This is a genomic window from Lactiplantibacillus modestisalitolerans, from assembly GCF_005405425.1.
GTDB classification, from domain to species: Bacteria; Bacillota; Bacilli; order Lactobacillales; family Lactobacillaceae; genus Lactiplantibacillus; species Lactiplantibacillus modestisalitolerans.
This window is the reverse complement of record NZ_BJEA01000018.1, coordinates 55,931-76,966: the sequence shown is the minus strand read 5'-3', so window position 1 is coordinate 76,966 and position 21,036 is coordinate 55,931. Positions and strand designations below refer to the sequence as shown.

General features: G+C 51.1%; 13 protein-coding genes, 2 tRNA genes and 1 pseudogene. All 16 read right to left on the bottom strand.

Annotated features, from left to right (window positions below; all coding sequences use genetic code 11):
* Positions 1 to 218: 218 nt before the first annotated feature.
* The 16 genes and pseudogenes from FFM79_RS10765 to FFM79_RS10690 all read right to left on the bottom strand — a co-directional run bounded on the left by FFM79_RS10765 (position 219) and on the right by FFM79_RS10690 (position 19,790).
* On the bottom strand, positions 219 to 881 hold the full coding sequence (locus FFM79_RS10765; RefSeq protein WP_137643479.1) for a P-loop NTPase family protein: 663 nt from the start codon (positions 879 to 881) through the stop codon (positions 219 to 221).
* Positions 882 to 1,260: 379 nt separating this feature from the next.
* Positions 1,261 to 2,169, bottom strand: coding sequence for a DMT family transporter (locus FFM79_RS10760; protein ID WP_137643478.1), 909 nt, complete (start codon positions 2,167 to 2,169; stop codon positions 1,261 to 1,263).
* A gap of 18 nt (positions 2,170 to 2,187) precedes the next feature.
* Entirely contained in the window at positions 2,188 to 4,179 is a 1,992-nt protein-coding gene (locus tag FFM79_RS10755) for an ABC transporter ATP-binding protein/permease (protein WP_137643477.1), read from the bottom strand.
* Positions 4,180 to 4,458: 279 nt separating this feature from the next.
* Positions 4,459 to 6,147 (bottom strand): arginine--tRNA ligase, encoded by a 1,689-nt coding sequence (argS, locus tag FFM79_RS10750; protein WP_137643476.1) that lies wholly within the window; start codon positions 6,145 to 6,147, stop codon positions 4,459 to 4,461.
* Positions 6,148 to 6,422: 275 nt separating this feature from the next.
* Complete coding sequence (locus tag FFM79_RS10745) at positions 6,423 to 6,875, bottom strand: GNAT family N-acetyltransferase (RefSeq protein ID WP_137643475.1); 453 nt, start codon at positions 6,873 to 6,875, stop codon at positions 6,423 to 6,425.
* An 83-nt stretch (positions 6,876 to 6,958) separates the two neighbouring features.
* Positions 6,959 to 7,032: transfer RNA gene (locus FFM79_RS10740), tRNA-Asp, on the bottom strand.
* Between the two features lie 59 nt (positions 7,033 to 7,091).
* A tRNA-Gly gene (locus FFM79_RS10735) sits at positions 7,092 to 7,162 on the bottom strand.
* A gap of 64 nt (positions 7,163 to 7,226) precedes the next feature.
* Positions 7,227 to 7,472: a DUF2187 domain-containing protein gene (locus tag FFM79_RS10730; RefSeq protein ID WP_137643474.1), complete on the bottom strand. Its 246-nt coding sequence runs from the start codon at positions 7,470 to 7,472 to the stop codon at positions 7,227 to 7,229.
* Between the two features lie 63 nt (positions 7,473 to 7,535).
* Positions 7,536 to 8,930: pseudogene (locus FFM79_RS10725) on the bottom strand (MATE family efflux transporter).
* A 492-nt stretch (positions 8,931 to 9,422) separates the two neighbouring features.
* Entirely contained in the window at positions 9,423 to 11,195 is a 1,773-nt protein-coding gene (locus tag FFM79_RS10720) for an SLC13 family permease (protein ID WP_137643473.1), read from the bottom strand.
* 427 nt (positions 11,196 to 11,622) lie between these two features.
* A complete protein-coding gene (locus FFM79_RS10715; protein WP_225424441.1) occupies positions 11,623 to 13,140 on the bottom strand; it encodes a flavocytochrome c in 1,518 nt (505 codons plus the stop codon).
* Positions 13,141 to 13,620: 480 nt separating this feature from the next.
* Positions 13,621 to 15,375: an aryl-sulfate sulfotransferase gene (locus FFM79_RS10710; RefSeq protein ID WP_137643471.1), complete on the bottom strand. Its 1,755-nt coding sequence runs from the start codon at positions 15,373 to 15,375 to the stop codon at positions 13,621 to 13,623.
* Between the two features lie 18 nt (positions 15,376 to 15,393).
* Positions 15,394 to 16,362 carry a DHH family phosphoesterase gene (locus tag FFM79_RS10705; RefSeq protein ID WP_225424440.1) on the bottom strand — a complete coding sequence of 323 codons (969 nt, stop codon included), beginning with the start codon at positions 16,360 to 16,362 and terminating at the stop codon, positions 15,394 to 15,396.
* The gene (gene cysC / locus FFM79_RS10700) at positions 16,359 to 16,985 is read right to left on the bottom strand and encodes an adenylyl-sulfate kinase (RefSeq protein ID WP_137643470.1); all 627 of its coding nucleotides are present in this window, start codon (positions 16,983 to 16,985) and stop codon (positions 16,359 to 16,361) included. Before cysC ends, FFM79_RS10705 begins: the two co-directional genes overlap by 4 nt.
* A complete protein-coding gene (sat, locus tag FFM79_RS10695; RefSeq protein WP_137643469.1) occupies positions 16,982 to 18,151 on the bottom strand; it encodes a sulfate adenylyltransferase in 1,170 nt (389 codons plus the stop codon). The genes cysC and sat overlap by 4 nt, the downstream gene beginning before the upstream one ends.
* Positions 18,129 to 19,790, bottom strand: a complete 1,662-nt coding sequence (locus FFM79_RS10690; RefSeq protein ID WP_225424439.1) for a sulfotransferase family protein — start codon at positions 19,788 to 19,790, stop codon at positions 18,129 to 18,131. Before FFM79_RS10690 ends, sat begins: the two co-directional genes overlap by 23 nt.
* Positions 19,791 to 21,036 lie beyond the last annotated feature (1,246 nt).

Genomic DNA, 21,036 nt, shown 5'->3' with positions numbered 1-21,036 from the left:
AGCAGCTTCGTCAAACTATCTCTTTCACCACTTATATTAGTATGTTTCCAGCCGCTTTAGGACCAACCGGTAAGGCGGCAAGTTGCCACTATCCGGGCTTGACTAACCGTAGAAAAATAGGCTATGACATTAGTCACGGCCTATTTGTGTATAACTGCCAGAACGTGCACTAGCTAACTGACTTTTGGCACGCTCTCATTTTTTAGTTCTAGTTCAAATTACGCAATTAATTTTAGTTTAGAAAGTAAGTCCTCGGCGTCCGCCAACACGAGTTGGGGCCGTTGGCGCGCGTTGCGCAGGCGTCCAAGCGGTTGGACGTCTAAAGCGACAAATTCCGCGTGCTCCATGAAAAACTCACGGTGAAACGCCCCCATCTCGGGAACGGCAATCGTCTGCGCCACCGGTGTCTTGGCCGCGTATTCGTTGAAGACCGTGTAGAGTTGTGGGTTACTATTAGTATATTCCATACTAAATTGAAGCCGCCCGAGATCTTCGAATAGCTGATTGTTTACGTCGGTCGTTGCGGCATAGGTTAAAATGACTTGGTCAGCGAGTGGCAGCCAACAATTATTGAGGAGCCAAGTTTCACTCGCATACTCGGCACCGGTCGTTTGTAGGTCGATCAATAAATAATCGGTCGTGATCGTCTGCAGGTCAAACCAACACGTCTCCAATTGCTCGGCGGTTTCAACGTCGGTTTGCCACTGGTGGCGCTTAGAATGGCTGATCCGGGTCCAAGTTAAAACGTTTTTTTGACACTCAATGATGGTGACACTCAACTGCTGGTCAACCAGGACGTTCGCAAAGGCTAAGGTTAGCAAGCTCTTGCCACTGGCCGCTTGCGTACCACCAATGAGCAGTGTACGCGGTTGTTTTCTCACGCTAATTACCCCTAATTTCTTTTTAGTACCCACAGCATAACCGGATAACTGGCGAATTACTAGTATTTTATTGCGCGCGGTTCGCACGCTTTTTTAATTAATGAGAATTAACTGATAAAGCTTTAAAGCGGATTCAATTTAACTGCGTTAATCAGTTTAATGAGGGCCTAACCGCTGTGTTTACCGGCATTAACCGAGTTTGAATTGCTAACCAGCTCATTGTTAAAGGCCGTGCACAATTAAACCAAGTCCGACTATTTTGAATGAAAGTAAAGTTTTTTAGCCCCTTAAATTAATTTTCAATAAACAACTTGGTTCCTTCAATTAACTAACCTAAACCGCTAACAAGCCGAGCTTACGTTCGACTTATTCGAATTTGTTAACCGATAAGGCGAATCGCCGCCACCCCAATTAACATCAGGCTCAAGCCCACCAATTGACGGGAAGTAACGGCCCGTTTAGGCGCGCCCAACCAACCTAGCTGGTCGATTAGGAGACTCCCGGTGACGAGGCCCACCAGCACAATCATCACGGTGAGCCCGGTACCCAGGCGTTGCATTAAGCTGACGTTCCCCAGCACGTAAAGCGCCCCGAGGAAGCCGCCCGTCCACGCCCACCAAGGAGTTACCGGGTGGTGAACTGGTGTGGACGTCCGCGCCAATCCGACGATGAGGGCTAATGCAGCGGTCCCCACTAAAAACGAAATGAGGGCCGCGGCAACGGCGGAATGCAAAACCAGCCCGAGGCGCCCGTTGATGGCGGTTTGACTCGCACTCAGCATGCCCAGTAAAATACCTAGAAGTTGCCAACCCCATGCTCTGGGCTGCGTCGTCACCCGCGGCGACTGCGGGGTAATGACCGTTAGCGTAATACCCGCCATCACCAACAGTGCCCCCGCGACCCGCCAGCCGGTTAACGGGACCCGGGCCGCTTGAAACCAACCAAATTGATCAATCAGCAAACCCATCAGAACCTGGCCAGCAATTGGAAACAAAACCGTTTGAACGGCCCCCAACCGCAGAAAGAGCAGCAGGTTCCCCGTTAGGTAGGCCACGCCCAGTAAGCCGCCCAGCCACAACCAACCGGGCTGGCACGCGAGTTGCGCCCACGCCACCGGCCGCACCATTGGGGCGGTTACGCCCCAGCCGACCAGTAAACAACCGCTGCCAATGGCAAACGACGTGCAGGACGCTCGCCAAGTCCCCAGTTGGTCCCGTAAACGGGTATTGACCCCCGTTTGGACCGGGAGGCCAATTCCAATCACGATGCCTAACAATAACCATCCCACGGTCGACTCCTCCTGACTTTAAGCCGCTAGCGCTTCAATTGGATTGAGCCGCGCCGCGCGCCGGGCTGGCAATAACGCTGCCAACCAAACGATGACTAGCGCTAACCCGAAAATCAACGCCACGCTTTGCCACTGCAACTGGATGAACTGGTAGCCCGCGATCCGTTGCAAAACCCGGTCGAGCCAGAAGCTCGCCGCGTACGCAAAGCCGGTTGCCAGTGTCGCACTAAACAGCCCCAACAGGACCGCTTCGCTGGTAAACAGCCGCCGAATATCGCGGCGGCTTTCCCCGAGCGACCGCAAGATCCCAATTTCACGCATCCGCGCACTGACTGACATGTACATCGTGACGATAATCATGATAATTGAAACGAGCAGCGAAATCCCGGCAATCGCCGCTAAAATGACGGTTGCGAGGTCCACGTAGGTATTGACCGTCACCAGGGTCGCCGCGATTGACCGCGCCGCAAACTGCTTTTTACCGCCCTGGCGAATGTGATTGATCAAGTTAACGACGGTCTCGTTTTGCGCCTGACCGTTGACCCGTACGGCGACGAAGGTCGGTTGGGTTGAGGCGCCCCCCGCGCGGTTCATCGACCGAATCGTCTGGTAATTGACCGCGTTCAGTGCAATCCCCGACGGACTATCCACGATGCCGGCCACCGTTAACCGCCGGGTAACCGTTGCTAACTGGTTAGCGGGGGTCAACACGCGGTAGCTCACCGTGACCCGTCGGCCGACGAGTTGCCGCCAGTTACTTGGCGACCACTTCTGCGCAATCGTGCGTTTATCCAACAGTAATTCATTATTTCCCGCCGGATGCCCCGCCTTCACGCTGGCCTTCGAGTCAATGCCGGTCCAAGTCGTCAGCTCCGGTGCTGAGTAACTCGTCCGGCCAATCTTAATGGTTGCGTCTGAAGTGGAAATTCCGGGTTCCACCCGGACGACGTTGGGCAACTCCCGTAAAGTTCGTAGTTGCGCCGCCGAAAAGGTCGGTAAGTGGTCCGCAATCGCCCCGGTCACCGCCGGATCGACCTGGGCAACCGACTGTTCCGCCTGTTGCTTCGCGTTAGTCGTGTAACGCATCACCGTGATCGACTGCGGATCAACAATCGTGTCGATTTGATCATTAATGTAGCCCTTCAGCCCGTTACCCAGCGCACTAAACAACATCACCGCAAACAGGCCGATCGCCGTTCCTAAAACGATGAGCGTATTCCAGCGCCAGGTGTAACACATGTGCTTAAACGCGGTTAACGCCGAAACGTGCCACGGTAACGTTCGGGACGTCAATTGCGTGCTGGCGTCTGCAGCCGGCTGGTGCGCGGGCTGTAAAACCGTCTCGGCGCACAACCGACCATCAACTAAGTGTGCGATCCGGGTCCCGGCGTGGGCGACGCGTTGCGAATGGGTCACGCAGATGACGAGCCGCCCGCGCTTGGCGATGGCCTGCAACAGCCGCATCACGTCGGCGGTGTTATCGGCATCAAGCGCTCCGGTGGGTTCGTCCGCAACTAAAAGCTGCGGGTTCCCCGCTAACGCCCGCGCAATCGCGACCCGTTGTTTTTGGCCGCCGGATAATTGGTTCGGGTACTGATGCAGGTGAGCCGTTAACCCGACCTGCGCGAGTAAGTCCTGGGCGCGTTGCAGGCGCGCTCCGCGGTGCAACCGGGTCATGTCGAGCGCTAACAAGACGTTCTCAAGGACGGTCAGGTGGTCAATCAAGTTATAACTTTGCGAAATATAGCCAATCGTTGCCCGGCGGTACTGATCAAGTTGGCGCTCATGGTAGTGGTCAAGTGGCTGGCCAGCAACCAGTACGTCGCCCCCGAAATGGCGGTCTAAACCGCTAATAATGTTGATCAGGGTAGTCTTGCCGCCACCGGATTCCCCCTGAATCGTGACGAATTCGCCCAACTCGAGCTTTAAGTTGATGTCCTTTAAGACCGGGTAGGTGCGTTTACCAATTTGATAACTTTTTGTCACGTGTCGTAATTCCAAAAAACTCATTGCGCTCCCCCCAAAGTCACCGCATTTTCGTTAACTTTAAGCATAGCACCACCCCCGTAAAACACCGCGACGGACTATTTGGTACCGTAAGTTACCTTTCCGTGAATGGCTAAAGTGGACGCCATGCTAATATAGGCAAAAATTGCCGCCAGCAGCGGGGGTCACCGGTTGGCTGGCGACAGCATCAACACTAGCCGGTACAGAACCCATACTAAAACGCCGCGCACCATCCTGTTTTAGCAGGCTGGCGCGCGACGTTAAGATTTATTTTAGTGCGGACTACATTTCGTCCGGTGCTTTGACCCCGAGTAAGCGGAGGGCTTCCTTGAGGACGACGCTCACACCCTTAACGAGGGCTAAGCGCGCGTTTAATTGATCGTCTTCTACGAGAATCTTAGTATTACCGTAATACTTATTGAAGGCCTTCGCCAAGTGAATTGCGTACTTGGCAACGACTGATGGTTCAAATTCAGTGCTGGCACGAACGACCGTGGCTGGGAACTCACTCAATAATTTCAACGTATCCCAAGCCGCGGGGTCGGCTAATTGTTGACCGTCCGTAGCGATTACCGGGCTCCCCGCCTTACGCAGGATACTTTCGGCCCGGGCGTGGGCGTATTGAACGTAGGGCCCGGTTTCACCTTCAAAGCGGACCACTTCTTCCAAGTTGAAGTCGAAACTGTTCATCCGTTCGTTCTTCAAATCATGGAAGACAACCGCGCCAATCCCAACGGCGTCCGCAACCGCGTCCTTGTTAGCCAAGGTTGGGTTTTTAGCTTCAATTTGTTCGTGTGCTAAGTCAACGGCGTCGTCCAGCACTTTATCCAGTAAAATCACCCGGCCACTCCGCGTGGACAGCTTCTTACCGTTTGAGGTAATCAAGCCAAACGGAATGTGGTGGATCTGGTCGGCCCAGTCAAAGCCCATTTCAGTTAATACGGCCTTCAATTGCTTAAAGTGGTTGGTTTGTTCGTTCCCAACGACGTAGAGCGATTGAACGAAGTCGTAAGTCCGTTTCCGGTAGATCGCTGCGGCCAAATCCCGGGTAATGTACAGGGTTGCGCCATCGGACTTTTTAATCAGGGCGGGGTTTAAGTCGTACTTACTTAAGTCGACCACTTCGGCTCCCTGGCTTTCGTGCAATAAGTCTTTGCTTTCAAGTAAGTCCACGACTTCCTGCATCTTGTCGTTATAGAAGGCTTCCCCTTTAAAGGAGTCAAAGTCGATGTCCAAACGCTTGTAAATCTTCTTGAACGCTTTTAAGGATTCGGAACGGAACCATTTCCACAGAGCCATCGCTTCTTCGTCGCCATTTTCCAACTTCTTGAACCATTCGCGGGCTTCGTCATCCATTTCTGGGTGTTCTTGGTCTTCCTTGTGGAAGCGCACGTAATATTTCAATAAATTGTTGATTGGGTCGGCCTTAACTTCGGCTTCGCTCCCCCACATTTTGTAGGCCGTGATCAGCTTACCGAACTGGGTGCCCCAGTCACCTAAGTGGTTAATTTTAACCGGTTGGTACCCTAACTTACTTAAAATATTAGCCAGTGAATTTCCGATAACCGTTGAGCGCAAGTGGCCCATTGAAATTGGCTTGGCAATGTTTGGTGACGACATGTCGATGGGAACCTGACCCTGTTCACCAATTTGGGCGTCACCAAAGTGGCCGCCGTTCGTTAAAACTTGGCTTAAAATATCGGCCGCAAAGTCAGCCTTTTTAAAGAAGAAGTTAACGTACGGGCCCATGGCAACGACTTGTTCGAAGTTGCTTTGGTCGATTTGATCAACGACCTCACTGGCAATCATTTGGGGCGCCTTGTGCATGATTTTAGCCAACGTAAAGGTTGGAAACGCTAAATCCCCTTGCTTGGACGTTTTGGGCTGTTCCAATTTAGCCATGATGTCGGCGGGCATCAAGTCTGGTAAGGCTGGTGCCAGCGCGTCAGTAACGAGTTGTTTGTAATCCATTGAAGTTCCTCCTCGAGCGGTCTGTCAGGACAAAAAAAGTCCCCTACATATTCCGTAAACATGTAAGAGACGAGAGTTCCCGCGGTACCACTCTAATTGATAGTTGCATCCACTTAATTATCGAATTGTCGTTCTCAAAAGCGCGCTTCAAAGGTCGCTACGCCCGGCTCCCAGCATCCCGGACTCGCTGTATTAGCGGTGGCTTTTACTCCTCTTTCTCATCGAACGTGTAAATTTTTACCATGCGTTAGTATAACAGAATTTATTCGCTTTGACTACCCTAAGCTCAGAACCATATCCTGGTGCGGAATATTATCTTCTAAGTAAACGTCCGAGACCGGCTGAAACCCAAACGACCGGTAAAACCGATCGAGATAAAATTGCGCTTGAATATTGATTTGGTGGGTTAACGGCCAAGCTTGCTGAATTTGCTGCAAAGCCGTTGCCACCAGTTGTTGTCCCCAACCACCTCCGCGAGCAGCCGTAGCAACACAAATACGACCGATGCGCGCCTGCCGTTGCGGTTCCCGCATTAAACGGGCGTAGGCTTGCAACTGACCGTGTTCGTCAATGCCCATTAGGTGCGTGGCGGTCAAATCCAAGTCGTCAACTTCCTGGTACGGACAGTGCTGTTCTACGACGAACACGGCAACGCGTAACTTGTAGATGGCTTGCAATTCTGCCGCGCTCAGTTGTTCAAACGGGCGCGGTTGCCAGGTTAATTTCATTAAAATCGGCTCCTAACTAAGCTCCAGTTGCAAATTGCAACAAAAAAAGCATTCCGCTAAGAATGCTTTACCGTCGCTATCGACGGTCCGTACGAGACTCGAACTCGTGATCTCCTGCGTGACAGGCAGGCGTCCTAACCAGCTAGACCAACGGACCATGAATCGAGGAGTAATACTCACTCCAATGCTTATTGATTGAGTAGACTCTTTCAATAAAGCGGGTGACGGGAATCGGACCCGCGACGCAAGCTTGGGAAGCTTGAATTTTACCACTAAACTACACCCGCATTTGACAACAGAAATAAGTATAGCATACATTTTTCTGGTTGTCATGGTTATTTATAAATTTTTTTACGCTTCTGTTTCGGGAGTTTTCGCCGTCTTCGGGGCGGCCTTGATCAACTTCGCGTCACCCTTCCGTACAACCGCACGGTGATTGTATTCATTCACGATTGGTTCATCGGACTTAGTGAAATCTTTAATCAAAATCAAAACTGAATTTTCATACACTTTTTCGATTTCACCCTTGAAATCATGTTCTAATGAAGCAAACTTCTTACCTTGGACATAATCGCCAATTTTTAATTCTACGGCCATTGAGATACTCCTTTAATAAAATTGATAACAAATATTATCAAAAAAACGACTGACTTGCAAGTCCTAATTATTTTTCGCGACGGCGTCGACCGGCGTGACGATTGGGTCGCCCCCGGTATGCTCATCCCGGGCCCGTTGCCGCAATTCGCGGACCGCCCGAATGTAGGCCGGCAACAAGACCGCACACGACCCTAACCAGGCAAGCGGTTCAGAACTGCACGCCCCCGGATAGGCAAGCAAGCGGACCATAATTAACGCGGCAAAAACCCGCATAAAGAGTTCGGCCGCCCCCGCTAAGGTTGGCACAACGCTGCGCCCCAACCCCTGCAAGGTGTTGCGCATAATAAATAGCATTTATAATAGCAGGTAGGTACTCCCGATAACGTTAAAGTAAGTCTGCGACAAGTTTAAGACCGCAACGTCCTGGTGTCCCACGAACAGGCCCACCAATTGTTTCCCCCAGATAATTTCAATCAAGCCAGCGGCCACGCTGAAACTCCCTGAGAGCCACATCGTTTGCTTAACCCCGGTAATAATCCGTTCGTACTGCTTGGCACCGTAGTTTTGCGCGGCGAAGGTCGCCATCGTAACCCCAAACGACATCAAGGGTTGCGTTGCTAACTGGTCAATTTTTTGAGCGGCGGTAGTCGCGGCAACCGAGTTGGTCCCTAAACTATTGAGGGCCGCTTGTAAAACAATCGTCCCAATCGCAATGATTGACATTTGAAACGCCATTGGTAACCCGACGTTTAGGTGCGCCCGGACTTCCTTAGCAACTAAGTGGAAGTGCCGCCGACCAATGTGTAAAACGGGCACCTTCAAAATAATGTAGACCACGCACATCAAACTGGCTAACAATTGCGCTAAGATGGTCGCCCAGCCAGCGCCAGCGATTCCCCAGTGAAAGACCAATATAAAGAGGAGTTCGAGGCCAATGTTAATTAACGAACTAATAATTAAAAACCACAGTGGCGTGCGACTATCTCCCAACGCCCGAATAATGTTGGACAGGAGGTTAAACGCAATTGGCGCTAACATCCCACCCAGCATAATTTGTAAAAACGTCCGGGCGTTGACCATGATGTCGGCTGGCGTCTGCATCAGGACTAAAATATGATCGACTAACACCATCGACAGCGCCGTTAAGATTAGACCAACGATCAGGCTGATGACGATACTGATGGCAAAGCTCCGGCGCACCCCTTTGTAATCGCGGGCCCCGTAATGTTGCGCGGTAATAATTGACAGCCCAGCCGTCAGTCCCTGGGCAAAGCCAATGATCAAGAACTGCACGCTCCCGGTGGACCCCACTGCGGCCAGGGCCTTAACGCCTAAGGTCTGACCGACAATCAGTGTGTCCGATAAACTGTAAAATTGCTGAAAAATGTTACCGATTAATAGCGGGATCGTGAACCAAAAAATCAACTTCAATGGTTTGCCCTTCGTTAAATCGTTCATATTTTCGCACCCCTTTCATTAATTGACGTCTGACTTAACACAAACTTTGCTAGTATAGCAACTTTATCCGGCTAATACTAGCGTTTTGTTCCGAAGATTGCAATTTTTATTAAAGGGACGCGTAACCGCGACCTGGCAGGCCTTACGTACCGGTCAGTGGGTACAAAAACTATAATAATGGTATTAAATTGATGTAAATTTGGCAGAGTGTGAGGGCCAGCGGGTTGATCTGAGGATTAGCCTAGCCACTGGCATTGCGCGGGGTGGGCGTGATGTCAGTGGCGTAGCTAACCGCAGGATCATGCTGGCCCGAACACGTTTCGGCTATAAAGCATCGATGCACCCAGATTTGGCGATGGCCGCCTTAGCTAGGCAATAAAAAATAGGCTGCGACTAATGTCACTACCTATTGTGTGTTTCCAAATGTTAATGGCCAAAACGTGTGCCAAAAGTCAGCTGGCTTTCGGCACACTCTCCCTAGAAGAAAAAAAACTAAACCAGATAAACGTTATACAGCACCAATACACTAACGACCATGCAAATTAAATTAAGTGGAATCCCCACTTTAAAATAATCACTAAAGCGGTACTGCCCCGGCCCATAAACAATTAAATTGGTTTGGTAACCAATCGGGGTCGAAAAGTCCGCGGTCGCCGCAATCGTAATCAGCATGACTAACATCATCACCGGCAAATCTTCCAGTTTGGCGGTTGAGACTACAATGGGAAACATCAGCGACAGTGCCGCGGCGTTCGAAAGGATCGCGGTTAAAAAGTTAGTCACGAAATATAACAAAAAGAGGTAGAGCAACGGGGAAGCGTCTCCGGCCAGTTTAACCAGTGATTTGGCAATGAGCTGGTCCGCTCCTACGTTGGACATTGCGAGTCCCAAGCCGTAGCTACTGGCAACTAGTAGCAACACGTTTAAATCGACCGCCTTGACCACGTCCGTAACGGAAATGCACTTAGTGACGAAGAGTACGACGCAGGCCGCGGCTAGGGCCACTAGCAAGTCAAGCCAGCCGAGCGTCGAAACGGCGATCGCTGCCACAAGCAGCGTCAACGGTAACCATTCCTGGTAACGCGGTCGTTTGGTCTGAATTGGTTGGACGTTAAAGACGTGCAGGTCGGCGAGGTGCGCCATTTCCTCGGGGTCGCGAGTTGTAATCACGACCAGGCTATCCCCCGCCTTTAGCCGGATACGGCCAAGCTGACCCTGCAAGTTAACGGTGTTGCGGTTAATCGCCACCACGACGCTGTCAAAAACGTTGCGAAAGCGGCTTGATTTAATACTGCGATTGACGAGGCTCGACGTTTCCGGAATTGAAACTTCCACTAAGCGGGCCGTTTCATTGGTAATATCAGCCATGTCAATTTGTTCGGTACTGGGGAGCAGCCCCTTGATTTGGACTAAGTCGTTCACCACTTGGGCCGGGCCGGTAAAGTACAGCCGGTCACCCTCCCGTAAAATGGTTGCGTTGGTCACCGGTACGATGACATCGCCATTGCGGTTAATCGCCACCAAAAATGAACTGGATAAGTGGCGGAGCTTAGCCGCCGCAACGGTTTGATTCAAATGCTCAAAGTCCGCGCTCAGTGACATTTCAATTAAATAACGGTTGGGCTCGGCCACCACGGCGTCGACGTTACTGCCATAGTTAGCGGGCAATAGCCGGTAGCCAATTGTGAGTAAATAAAGTAACCCAACGATTGTCACCGGAATCCCCACGATGGCGAGGTCAAAGGTCCCAAACTGTTTGAGATGGTATTTTGAAAGTAAACCCTGAGCCACCAGGTTGGTTGACGTCCCAAGCACGGTCAGTAAGCCGCTTAAAATCGTGACGTAGGATAGCGGGATTAAAAATTTCGAAACCGCGACCCCCTTTTGCTTGGCCCAGCGTTGAAGCATCGGCGTCAAGGTGGAAACGATCGGCGTATTATTCATGAATGGCGACAAAACGCTAACGCTTGTCAGTAATCTGAACAGGGAGTGCCGCTCACGCTGCCCGCTTCCGAGCACGCGGTTAAACACCCGGTTCAGCAAGCTACTCTTAGCGATTGCGTAAGCCATGATGTACATGAGGGCGATCGTTGCTAGCCCATCGTTGGCAAACCCCGCTAAGGCGTCACTCGGTGATAGGACCCCGACGACCATTAAAAACGCAAGGGCGCACAGGATGATGGCGTTAGGGGTGGTGATTTCCAACGCCATTAAGACGAAGGTCACGCCAAGCGTGATCAGGACAATTGCAATTTGAATGGTCATCGAAAGTCACCCCTCATGGTTGGTAAAATTGCTGAAACGGCATCCGTTCAACATGTTTCCCATTGTAGGCGGCAAATGTGAAAAAAGCCGCGGAAACCGTGGTGCCCATCCGACGAAAAGCTGACAATTCTACGACGAAAAAATGAAGATTTTGAGAGTGCGCCAAAAGTCGGTTAGCTGGTGAGCATTAACGGCGTAAGGCGAATGATCCCGGGCTTGGATTGTTTGACTTACGGGGTTAAGCGGAGCCAGCTGACTTTTGGCGCACGTTTCGGCTATTAACATGATTCTCGCTGTGCCAAGCATCACCGTAGCGGGTGACCCCCACTGCTGGCGGCAATAGCAACACCAATTGGTATAGAAGCCAAAAAAGCCTCCCTGCTCAGTGAGCACGGAGACTATCCTGAGAATCTATTTTAAATTACGCCTATTTCAAATAACTTGCCACTTGGTCACCGGCTTGGCGCCCAAAGATAACGATTTCGGCAACGGAGTTCCCACCGATTCGATTACTACCGTGTAAACCACCGGTTAATTCACCGGCCGCAAATAACCCTGGTACGGTTTGCCCGGCCTTGGTTAACACTTCGGTCTTAGGATTAACCTTCACACCACCCATGGTGTAATGAATCCCAGGCGCGATCTTGATGGCGTAGCATTTGCCGTTCAACGGATTATCCATCCCGGTCGTCCGCTGGAAGTCCGCGTCCTTCTTATTCTTAACGTTCTGGTTCCACCGGGTCACCGTTTGATCTAGTTGATCGGCTGGAACGTTAATCTTTTTAGCAAGCGCCTTCCAAGAATCAGCCGACTTCACAAAGCCTAGTTTTTGGTACTGCTTAATTGAGCCGACCCGGTTCTTAACGTCACTATCAAAGACGACGTACGCGTCCTTACCAGGTTGCTGATTGATGGCCGCCGAAACGAGGTCGCGGGTCTTTAACTCGTTGACAAATCGTTTACCCGATTCGTTCACAAGAATGCCCCCTTCACCCCGGGTCGCCTCACCAATTAAGTATGCTGGTTTTTGGTGTACCGTGGGGTGAATTTGAATCTTATCCATATCGACTAAGTAGCCACCAGCATCCGTCACGAGCTTCAAACCGTCACCGGTACTCCCCTTTTGGTTAGTCGTGACGTAGTTGGCTAGGTCGGGCCGGTACTTCTTGATCAGTTGCTTGCTGGCACCGTAGCCCCCGGTGGTAACAACGACCGCCTTCGACTGAATGGTCTTCGTTTGGTCCTGGTCGATTTTAACCTTGACCCCGGCAACTTGACCATTTTTCAAGTTGACCTTGGTCACGTCAGAGTTGACGAAAACGGGAATGTTTTGCTTTTTGACGTTCCGTAACAAACCACTGACTAAATAACCACCAACCGCAGACCCATCCTGTGGCCGGTGGGTGCGTTTAACGGTCATTCCACCCGAAATGGTTAAATTATTGAGCTTGATCCCCATGCCGTCCAGCCAATCAATCGCACTCGCCGAATGGTCCACGAAGAACCGCAGCATCGCCTTATCGTTCGTACCGTGGCCCCCCTTAAGGGTTTCGTCATAAAACGCCTGGTTGGAATCCTTGATCCCGTCCTTCTTTTGAATCTTCGTCTCCGAGGCGTTCATCCCGGAAGACGCCTTCAAGGTGTTACCACCCGCCGTGGGCATCTTCTCCAAAATAACCGGTTTTAACCCGTGTTGTTTAGCGGACAAGGCGGCCGACATCCCGGCACCACCAGCCCCAACAATAATCACGTCGTATTTCGACTTCAATTCCGACGGTGACGTGTAGGTCGTTTTCGACGCTGACGTGGTGACCGCCGTCGTCTTCTTGGCACTACTACTACTGCTACTACTACTCTTCTTTTGACTGCTAGTTGAATTACCACAGCCACTTAATCCTGCAATCACCATTGCTAAACTAGCCGCAATGGTTGTGAATCGCCGAATCTGCATGTGAACCCCTCCAAAGTCTTTTTCGCGGTAGCACTTGCTAGTTCCGATAGTTATTCACCTGAACTTTTCGAGGATTGTACTAAAAAAGCAATAACTTTCACAGCACCTAATCCATGCTACCACTGGTTTTGCACTTATTAGTGTAACATACCGTTATCGATAAATTAATATTTTCACAAAAATTTAGTTATCGAAAAATAAGTTGATGAGACTAGCATTGCATGCACTTTAGCGGGGCCAAAATAGGCATCATGTTTGAAATTGCTCAGTGGTTTTTCTGAGTGAGCTCGAATCGATGCCCGCAGTGTTCCAGCCACCCGGTGACACCCGCTGCTGGCGGCAGTCTCGACACCGATTGGGACCCGCAATATTCCGCCAATTGATATCGCGCTCAAAAAGGCGACCGCAGTCCTAGCCGCAGTCGCCTCAAAACAATCTTTAATTGTGCCTGGTGTCACCCAGCTCACTCAATGCTTACTCGTTAATCCCGTAAGCGTGCTTCGTCGGGTACAGTGAGAATCGTTCAGCACGGTAAACATAGCCGCTAGAACCGAGGTTGGTCAGTTCGACGTTGAAGACTTGCTTACCCGTCGTGGCGTCGTACTCAATCACGTTGGCCTTCTTCCCACCATCAAGCCAACCAAAATCAACCAGTCGGTTGGTCTTACTGAGATAGCGGTTCGAACCAATGATGTTCGCGAAATTAGATTTACCTAGTGACTTGCCGTAACTAGCCACCTGTGAAATCGTCATCGTCTTTTCGTTGATGTGGTACTCAACGCCCTCTGAATATTGACCCGAACTCTGCTTCAGGGCGCTCTTAGTATCGCCGACCGCCACGTTATTGTTAAATAGCAGGACGTTCAGCGATCCCTGCTTACCTAGCGTGGTTGGGTCAACGATGGCCGCGTGCTGCCCACCCGGCCAAGCAATCTTCCCCTTCGCTTTCAACAAGTACTTTCGGTAGGATTTCGGCCAGGCCGACGCTTTCTTACTAGATAAGATCCACTTGATTTTTTCAGTCTTGTAATCAATCTTCATGACTAAGTTCTGGTTACGACTCGAAATAATCAGGCTCTTGTCCGTGGCATCGTAATAAACGGAGTTTTGGTGGAACCAGTCGCGCTTACCCATGTACTTATTCGACTTCGTGGCCGAATAGTTGGTGTAGAACTTCGCTGGCAAAATGTTCTTCATATTAATGACCTTGGTGATTTTACCCGTTTTATGCGAAATAACGATCATCGTATCTTCAACATACGTCCGGCCACCATCCGAAACGGTTGCGATTAGGTCGCCGTTCGGTAACTCGGTCACGTCGTGGTGAATTTGATTATGGTTCTGCTTCTTCGACCCCTTCGCCTTACCCCACGCCTTATGATTAAATTTATAAGTTTTGTAAACCTTACCGGTATAGTCCATCTCAACGAGTTCATCGAAGTAGGAATTGCTACTATTCGACTTCGTCCAAATCAGGAGGTGACCGTTATTCAGCTGCTTAAAGATATGAGAAGTTGGCTTGGTCGTAAACCAGCGAATCGCGCCATCCGCGTCGATTCCAAACGAATAATTTTTCGACTGGTTCTTACCCGAAATCGTCGTCCGCACCATGAAGGTCAGCTTAGAATTACCGCTTCCCAGGGTCATTTTCGACTTATTCGCCTTCTTAACGTTAACCTTCAGCTTGCTTAAAGAGGCCGGTAACTTCGCCGTCTTTAATTGAATGGTCCGCGTCGCCGTCTGCCCATTCTTATAAGTCACGGTAAACTTCACCTGGTTAGTCGTATTCGCGTAGAGCCCCAAAACGGTTAAATTATGGCTGGTCGTATACTTGCTAGTTGAATTGCTAATTGATGTTTTGGCACTTTTACCAACGACCGTGTAACTAACCTTAGCGGCCTTATTCGTATGGAAGACGACCTTGGCCGACAGCGGCGAGCTCCCATAAGGGTTGACCACGGTGTACATGTTATTGAGCGTGTACTGGTCACTCTTGGCCGCCCGCTTAATCGCTTGACTCGCCTTCGTTTGCGTCGCCGACTGACTCGAAACGAGCCGACTATTAATATCTTTTTTGACCGCGCTATCTGAGCGCACTTTGCTAGTTGTCGTGTTGCTAGCCGTACTACTCGTCGTGCTGGATTGTTGGTAGCGCTGATAGCCGAACACGCCACCAACGGCGATGACAATCACCACGACAAGCCCAATCAGCCATTTTTTAACGTGCATTTCAAGACCTCCTCGATTTTAGCGGTGGGCGCTGACGTAGGCGTCGGTGGCCGCAATCACCCGGGACACACTGGTAAAATTATCGACAAACGCGCCACTCGCAAGCGGGTGGCCACCACCGCCGAACGTCGTCGCAATTTGGTTAATTGGTAACTTTTTCGACCTAAAGTGAACCCGAAAAGTGCCTTGGGGCGTGGCAATGAAGACTAACCAAACACGCACGTCGGTCAAATAACCGAGGAGCGGTACGATGATGTCCTCTTCACCAAACGGAATTTGGAGTTGGCGCAACACCGTTCGTGACAGCGTAATGTGGCCGAGGCCACTGGGCGTGACCGTCAGGTGACTCAAGACGTAGCCATAGAGTTGCCGCAGCCGCGGGGTTAAGTCGCGCACGTGGTGGCTAATCAAAGCGGCGTCGGCCCCCGCTGCCACTAAGTGGGCCGCCGTCGCTAGTGTTTGGGTGTTCGTTTCCGGCGTCGAGAACTGGGCCGTGTCGCCCACAATCCCGGCGTACAGGGCGTTGGCCGCCGTGGTCGTAATTGCTGCCGGCTCAATGGCCGTCAGTAGCGCCGTCACCATTTCGGCACAACTACTATACTGCTCATCAACCCACCCTAATTCTGCGTACCGGTCGCGATTGGGATGGTGATCGATCTTTAGTACCCGGGTCCCCGCAGGAATCCGGCCAGCGATTCGGTCGCGGTTGGCACAGTCGACCACGATCACCAAGTCAGCCGCCGTAATGGTGGGACTCGGGGTCAACGGCCGGGCCCCAGCAATCCAAGCTAAGTTCGCTGGAACGGGGGTGCCCGCCCGAACCGTTTTTTCAGGAAAGGCCGTACTTAAACCGTTCACCAATCCTAACTGGGAGCCAATCGCATCCGGATCCGGGTTCGTATGACAGAGCGTCACGATCCGGGGCGCGGCTTCAATGGCCGCCAGTAGTGGGGCTAGTGGGTCCCGACCGCGCTTCATCACGTTCATGGTGCCGCCACCCCATTCGGCGCCGTCAAGTACCCGTTGGCGGTCAGGTAAGTTAAAATTTGTTCAACCGACGTCGCCAAGGGTTGTTGCGACGTATCAATCGTAATTTCCGGTCGCTTAGGGGCTTCGTACGGGGCGTCGATACCGGTAAAGCCGGTAATCTCGCCACGGCGGGCCTTCGCGTATAAATGCTTAACGTCACGTTGTTCACACACGGCTAGCGGGGTATCCACGAAAATTTCAATGAACTCGCTGGCCCCTAGGCGCGCACGAACCTGATCGCGGTCCGCACGGTACGGTGAAATAAAAGCTGTTAGCGTGAGCACCCCGGCATCGACGAACAGCTTCGACACTTCACCGATGCGGCGAATATTTTCCGTTCGATCTTCGGCTGAAAAACCCAAGTTTTGATTCAATCCAAAGCGAACGTTGTCGCCATCCAAAACGTAGCTACTAATTTGGCGGTCGTATAACGCCTTTTCGACCGCGTTCGCAATCGTCGACTTACCCGAACCGGATAGCCCGGTAAACCAGAGCACCGCCGAGCGGTGGCCGAGTAACCGTTGTCGTTGGGCTTGCGTCACCTGCGACGTTTGCCAAGTAATGTTGGTTGCATGGTTCATGCGCGCACCTCCCGTTTTTGTTTCAACCCTTCAATTAAGACCCGCGCTACTTCTGGCCGCGAGACTTCCTTCGGCGGTACGACCCCGGCGCTCAACATTTTACGGACCTTCGTTCCACTTAACGAGATGTGATCTTGCTCACCGTGGGGGCACGTTTTAGCGGTCGCCATCGCCCCACACTTCTGGCAATAAAAGGCGTTGTCAAACTTAAAGAAGTGCATCCCCAGCTCAGCTTGGACCGACGTAATGAGTTCTTGCGCCGCGTAGGTCCCGTAATAGTCCCCCACACCGGCGTGGTCGCGACCCACGATAAAGTCGGTGCAGCCGTAATTTTTTCGGACAATGGCGTGCAAAATGGCTTCCTTTGGACCAGCATACCGCATGGCGGCTGGATAAATAACCAGCCGCACCCGGTCAGCCGGGTAATAATATTTTAGAATCGTTTGGTAACTTTTCATTCGGACGTCCGCCGGCAGGTCGTCCGCCTTCGTCTCACCCACTAAGGGGTTCAAAAATAGCCCGTCAACGTTTTCCAACGCTAATTTCTGGATATATTCGTGGGCGCGGTGAATCGGGTTCCGCGTTTGGAAGCCCACGATGGTTTGCCAACCGAGGTCGTGAAACATTTTGCGGGTTTCGATCGGTTCCATATAAAACGCGTTAAACGCGCCGTGACTCGGCTTTTTCAATAATTTAATTCGACCACCCAAGTAAACGTCACCGTTATCGAAAAGCCGCTGAACACCGGGATGGGCCTTTTCGGTCGTCCCGTAGACGTTTTGCGCCTCCAGCATTTTATCCGGGACGAACTTGTCTTCAATTAACATCGTCCCGTAAAGCGTGCCCTGCTCATCGCGTAACGCGACCTCGTGGTTCAGGACGAGGTCGGCCGCAACCGCCTTGCTAACGGGCAAGGTAATCGGAATACTCCAGATAACACCGTTTTTGAGGTGCATCGTCTTCACGACCGAATGATAGTCGTCGCTGGTCATGAAACCCGTCAGCGGGCTGAACCCGCCAATCCCGATGAGTTCTAGGTCGGAGAGGTTCCAAGCGTTCAACGTTAAACTTGGCAGTTGTTCGGCAGCCGCTAACGTTTCCGCGCTAAAATCCTTCTGGTTAATCAGTTGGCCCCCGTGGGCTTTAATTCCGTAAACTGTTTGCATATTGATCACCTTTCATTGCCATCATGGCGGCATAGTTTAAATTGATAAATTGGTCTAAAACGGCTTGCTGCTGCGGATCGGCACTCGCACGTTGGCACAGCTCGCTAAGGGTCGCTACGACCTCATTTTCACTTAACGGGGCGTGTAACCGCAACGCTTCGTTGGGCTGGGTAGTCGTTTGGACCGCCCGCACCGGCCGCTTAGCGTTCACGAACGCCGTTAATTGGGCTTGCCCGGCAGTCGTTGCCACGGCGGCGGTCGTCAATAACTGGTAGGGTTGCCCCGCAAGCGCGTGCAGGGTGCGAACGGTCGCCTTGAGCGCTACCAGTCGGTCACTAGCATCTGGATTAGCCTGCCAATCATCGTAGACGACCACGCTGCGGGTCGCCGCCCCGACTTCTCGCACCACCGTTGTGAGCATCTCGACCATCGGCGCGTTTTCCAGCACGCCAACACTCCACCGCGCCTCACGCTTAGCATTACGCCGCAAATAATTATTCAGGACTTCCTTTTCAGCAACGACTCGTTGGTCCTTAGGGTAGGTCGCCCGGTCAATTTGGCCGGCGTCTAGGTCAGCCTGTAAGGTCTGCCCCGCCGCCTTATAGGCCGCGGGCTTAGGATTGACCGTTAAGCCTAAGCTGGCTAACTGTTGATTAACCGCCGTCAAGGCCGCCCGGTCATCGCCATACACGATCACCGTTTGACCGTTAATCTTAGGATTGAAATCGCGGTACAGCGCGCCGTGCGCTTCCAAATAGCGATCGGTCAATTCCGCAATGCGTTGCTGGAAATCGGTTGAGGCAAAGAATTCCGGGTCGGCCGCCGCCTGCCGGGCTAAAATATAGAGGGCCTTAATGTCAGGGGCCACGTCCGTCCGGGTTTCAAACGCGCTCAGCGATTCGCCACTATCACTGGTCTGCAAATTGGGATCAATGAAATCGTCCAACTTAGCTTGCAAAGCCGCCTCATCGGCCGGCCACGGCAGGTTAAACTTCGTGGCGATTCGCTTTAAGGTTGCTAGCGGTTGGTCGAATAGTTCCTCATAGGTGATCAAAATGCGTGATTGCGGTAACGTGTCCCTTAGCGAAAGCAGGGTTCGCACCTGCCACTGCCGCATCGCCAAAGTCGTATCGCGGTGCCAAGCCCGTGAATTTGAGGCGACCACGTCTAGCGGATTCCGAATTAGGATTACTTCGGCCGGTGCAACGTTAATGTCACTTAGGACGTGTTGCCATAATTGGATATAATCGTTCATCCGCGGGTCCTTGATGGCCAAATATGACTGGTTGGCAAAAAAGGTCTTCAAATAATTGGTCAGCGCCACCCGGTCGGCCTTGATCTGCGAATGGTCATAGTAGCCTTCCGCAGCGGGCCTGTAACGAATCTTACTCCCGAGCGCCTTATGAATCTTAATGACGTCTTTATTTTCAAAGTAACCTTTCGGGTTAATTTTTTTACTAGGTGCTAACAAGTGGTCGGTTCCCAGTGAAATTCCCATCAAATTTAGGCTGCGGGTCATCACCGACGTTCCCGAGCGCCCGCTCCCTAAAATCAGAACGGCTTGCTGGGTGGGTTGCTTTTTAAATAAACGCTGCCAGAAACTTTGAGTCATACCAATCATCCTTTGCTTGTTTGTCATCTGCCGTTGGGCTCATTTCGTATGTTAGCAAGAACATTGTTCAATTCCATAACTAGAATCTGAAAGAACTGTGATCAATTTATGAATCCGGCCGTTGAAGCACTGACGAGGAACGCAAACTACGGGGTTTCCGAGTTCCCGAAGTTAACCGTTTCTTCACATTTAGCTCCCAACTTGCGCGGTTAAAATCCCCGCCGGAACCGCAAGTTCCTACTGAACGACCCTTGTTTGCCAAGTTAAAGCAGCCCTTTAACTAATCTGGCAATGCCTTTTCTCAGATATAACTAAATTTATTTTAAATAATTAAGTAGGACGGGTAGACGCCGCAAGCTAGCGGTCGGTTTGATTTTAAAATTAATATTAAATGAGCAAAGCGGGCTAAAAATGAGAATTTGATTTGACTAGCGCTTGAGAAGGTGGTATTTTCTAATCATTCTTAATATCGTAAACGTCCTGACGGGGAAAGTAGTCACTGAATCGTGTCCAGTGAGCTTGGGAGAGTGGAAACCAAGTCATCGATGACCTGACGAACAATGGCCCCTAAACGGTCCCACTGAGCATTTGCTAGGTGGCAACAGTTAGCTCCTGTTACCCAGCTACCGTATGAAACGTACGGGCTAAGATCAATATCGTGAGGTATTGGTGAAATTAAGGTGGTACCACGAACGGCAACTTCGTCCTTTTAAGTGACGAGGTTGCCGTTTTTTTGTTCTTTATATTCTTATCCATTGATGTTGTTTAGTGTTATTTGGGTTCTGTACTAATTAGTGTTGAGATTGCCGCCAGCAGCGGGTGTAACCGGTTGGCTGGAACACTGCGGGCATCGATTTGAGCTCACGGGGAAAGCCCACCCCGCAATCTCAAATTCGAGCCTTATTCTAAGCCGGAAGAAGCTCACTTCCGGCCAAGAATAATTTCGCAGTTGAGCCATGGTTACACCCGCTACTGGCTAGACTTGCCCTAATACTGAATTCAACGGTTTATTTTAGTAGCTCTCAAGTGATGAAGAAAGTTCTGTTGAACGCTTACTAATTTAAACGCAAACTTTTCTGCTAATTATGGTAGTCCAAGTGAATTGATTGAAAATCCAACTAGCACCCTATTGCATTTAAAAACTATGAAACTAAATGCTAATCACTGTTTAGCTGAGCAAGCAGGATTAGCATTTATTCTCACCCGTCGACAGTAGCAGCACCGGATTTATAACCAGCAGCATTATCAGTTAATTAACGTACAACGAACTAGC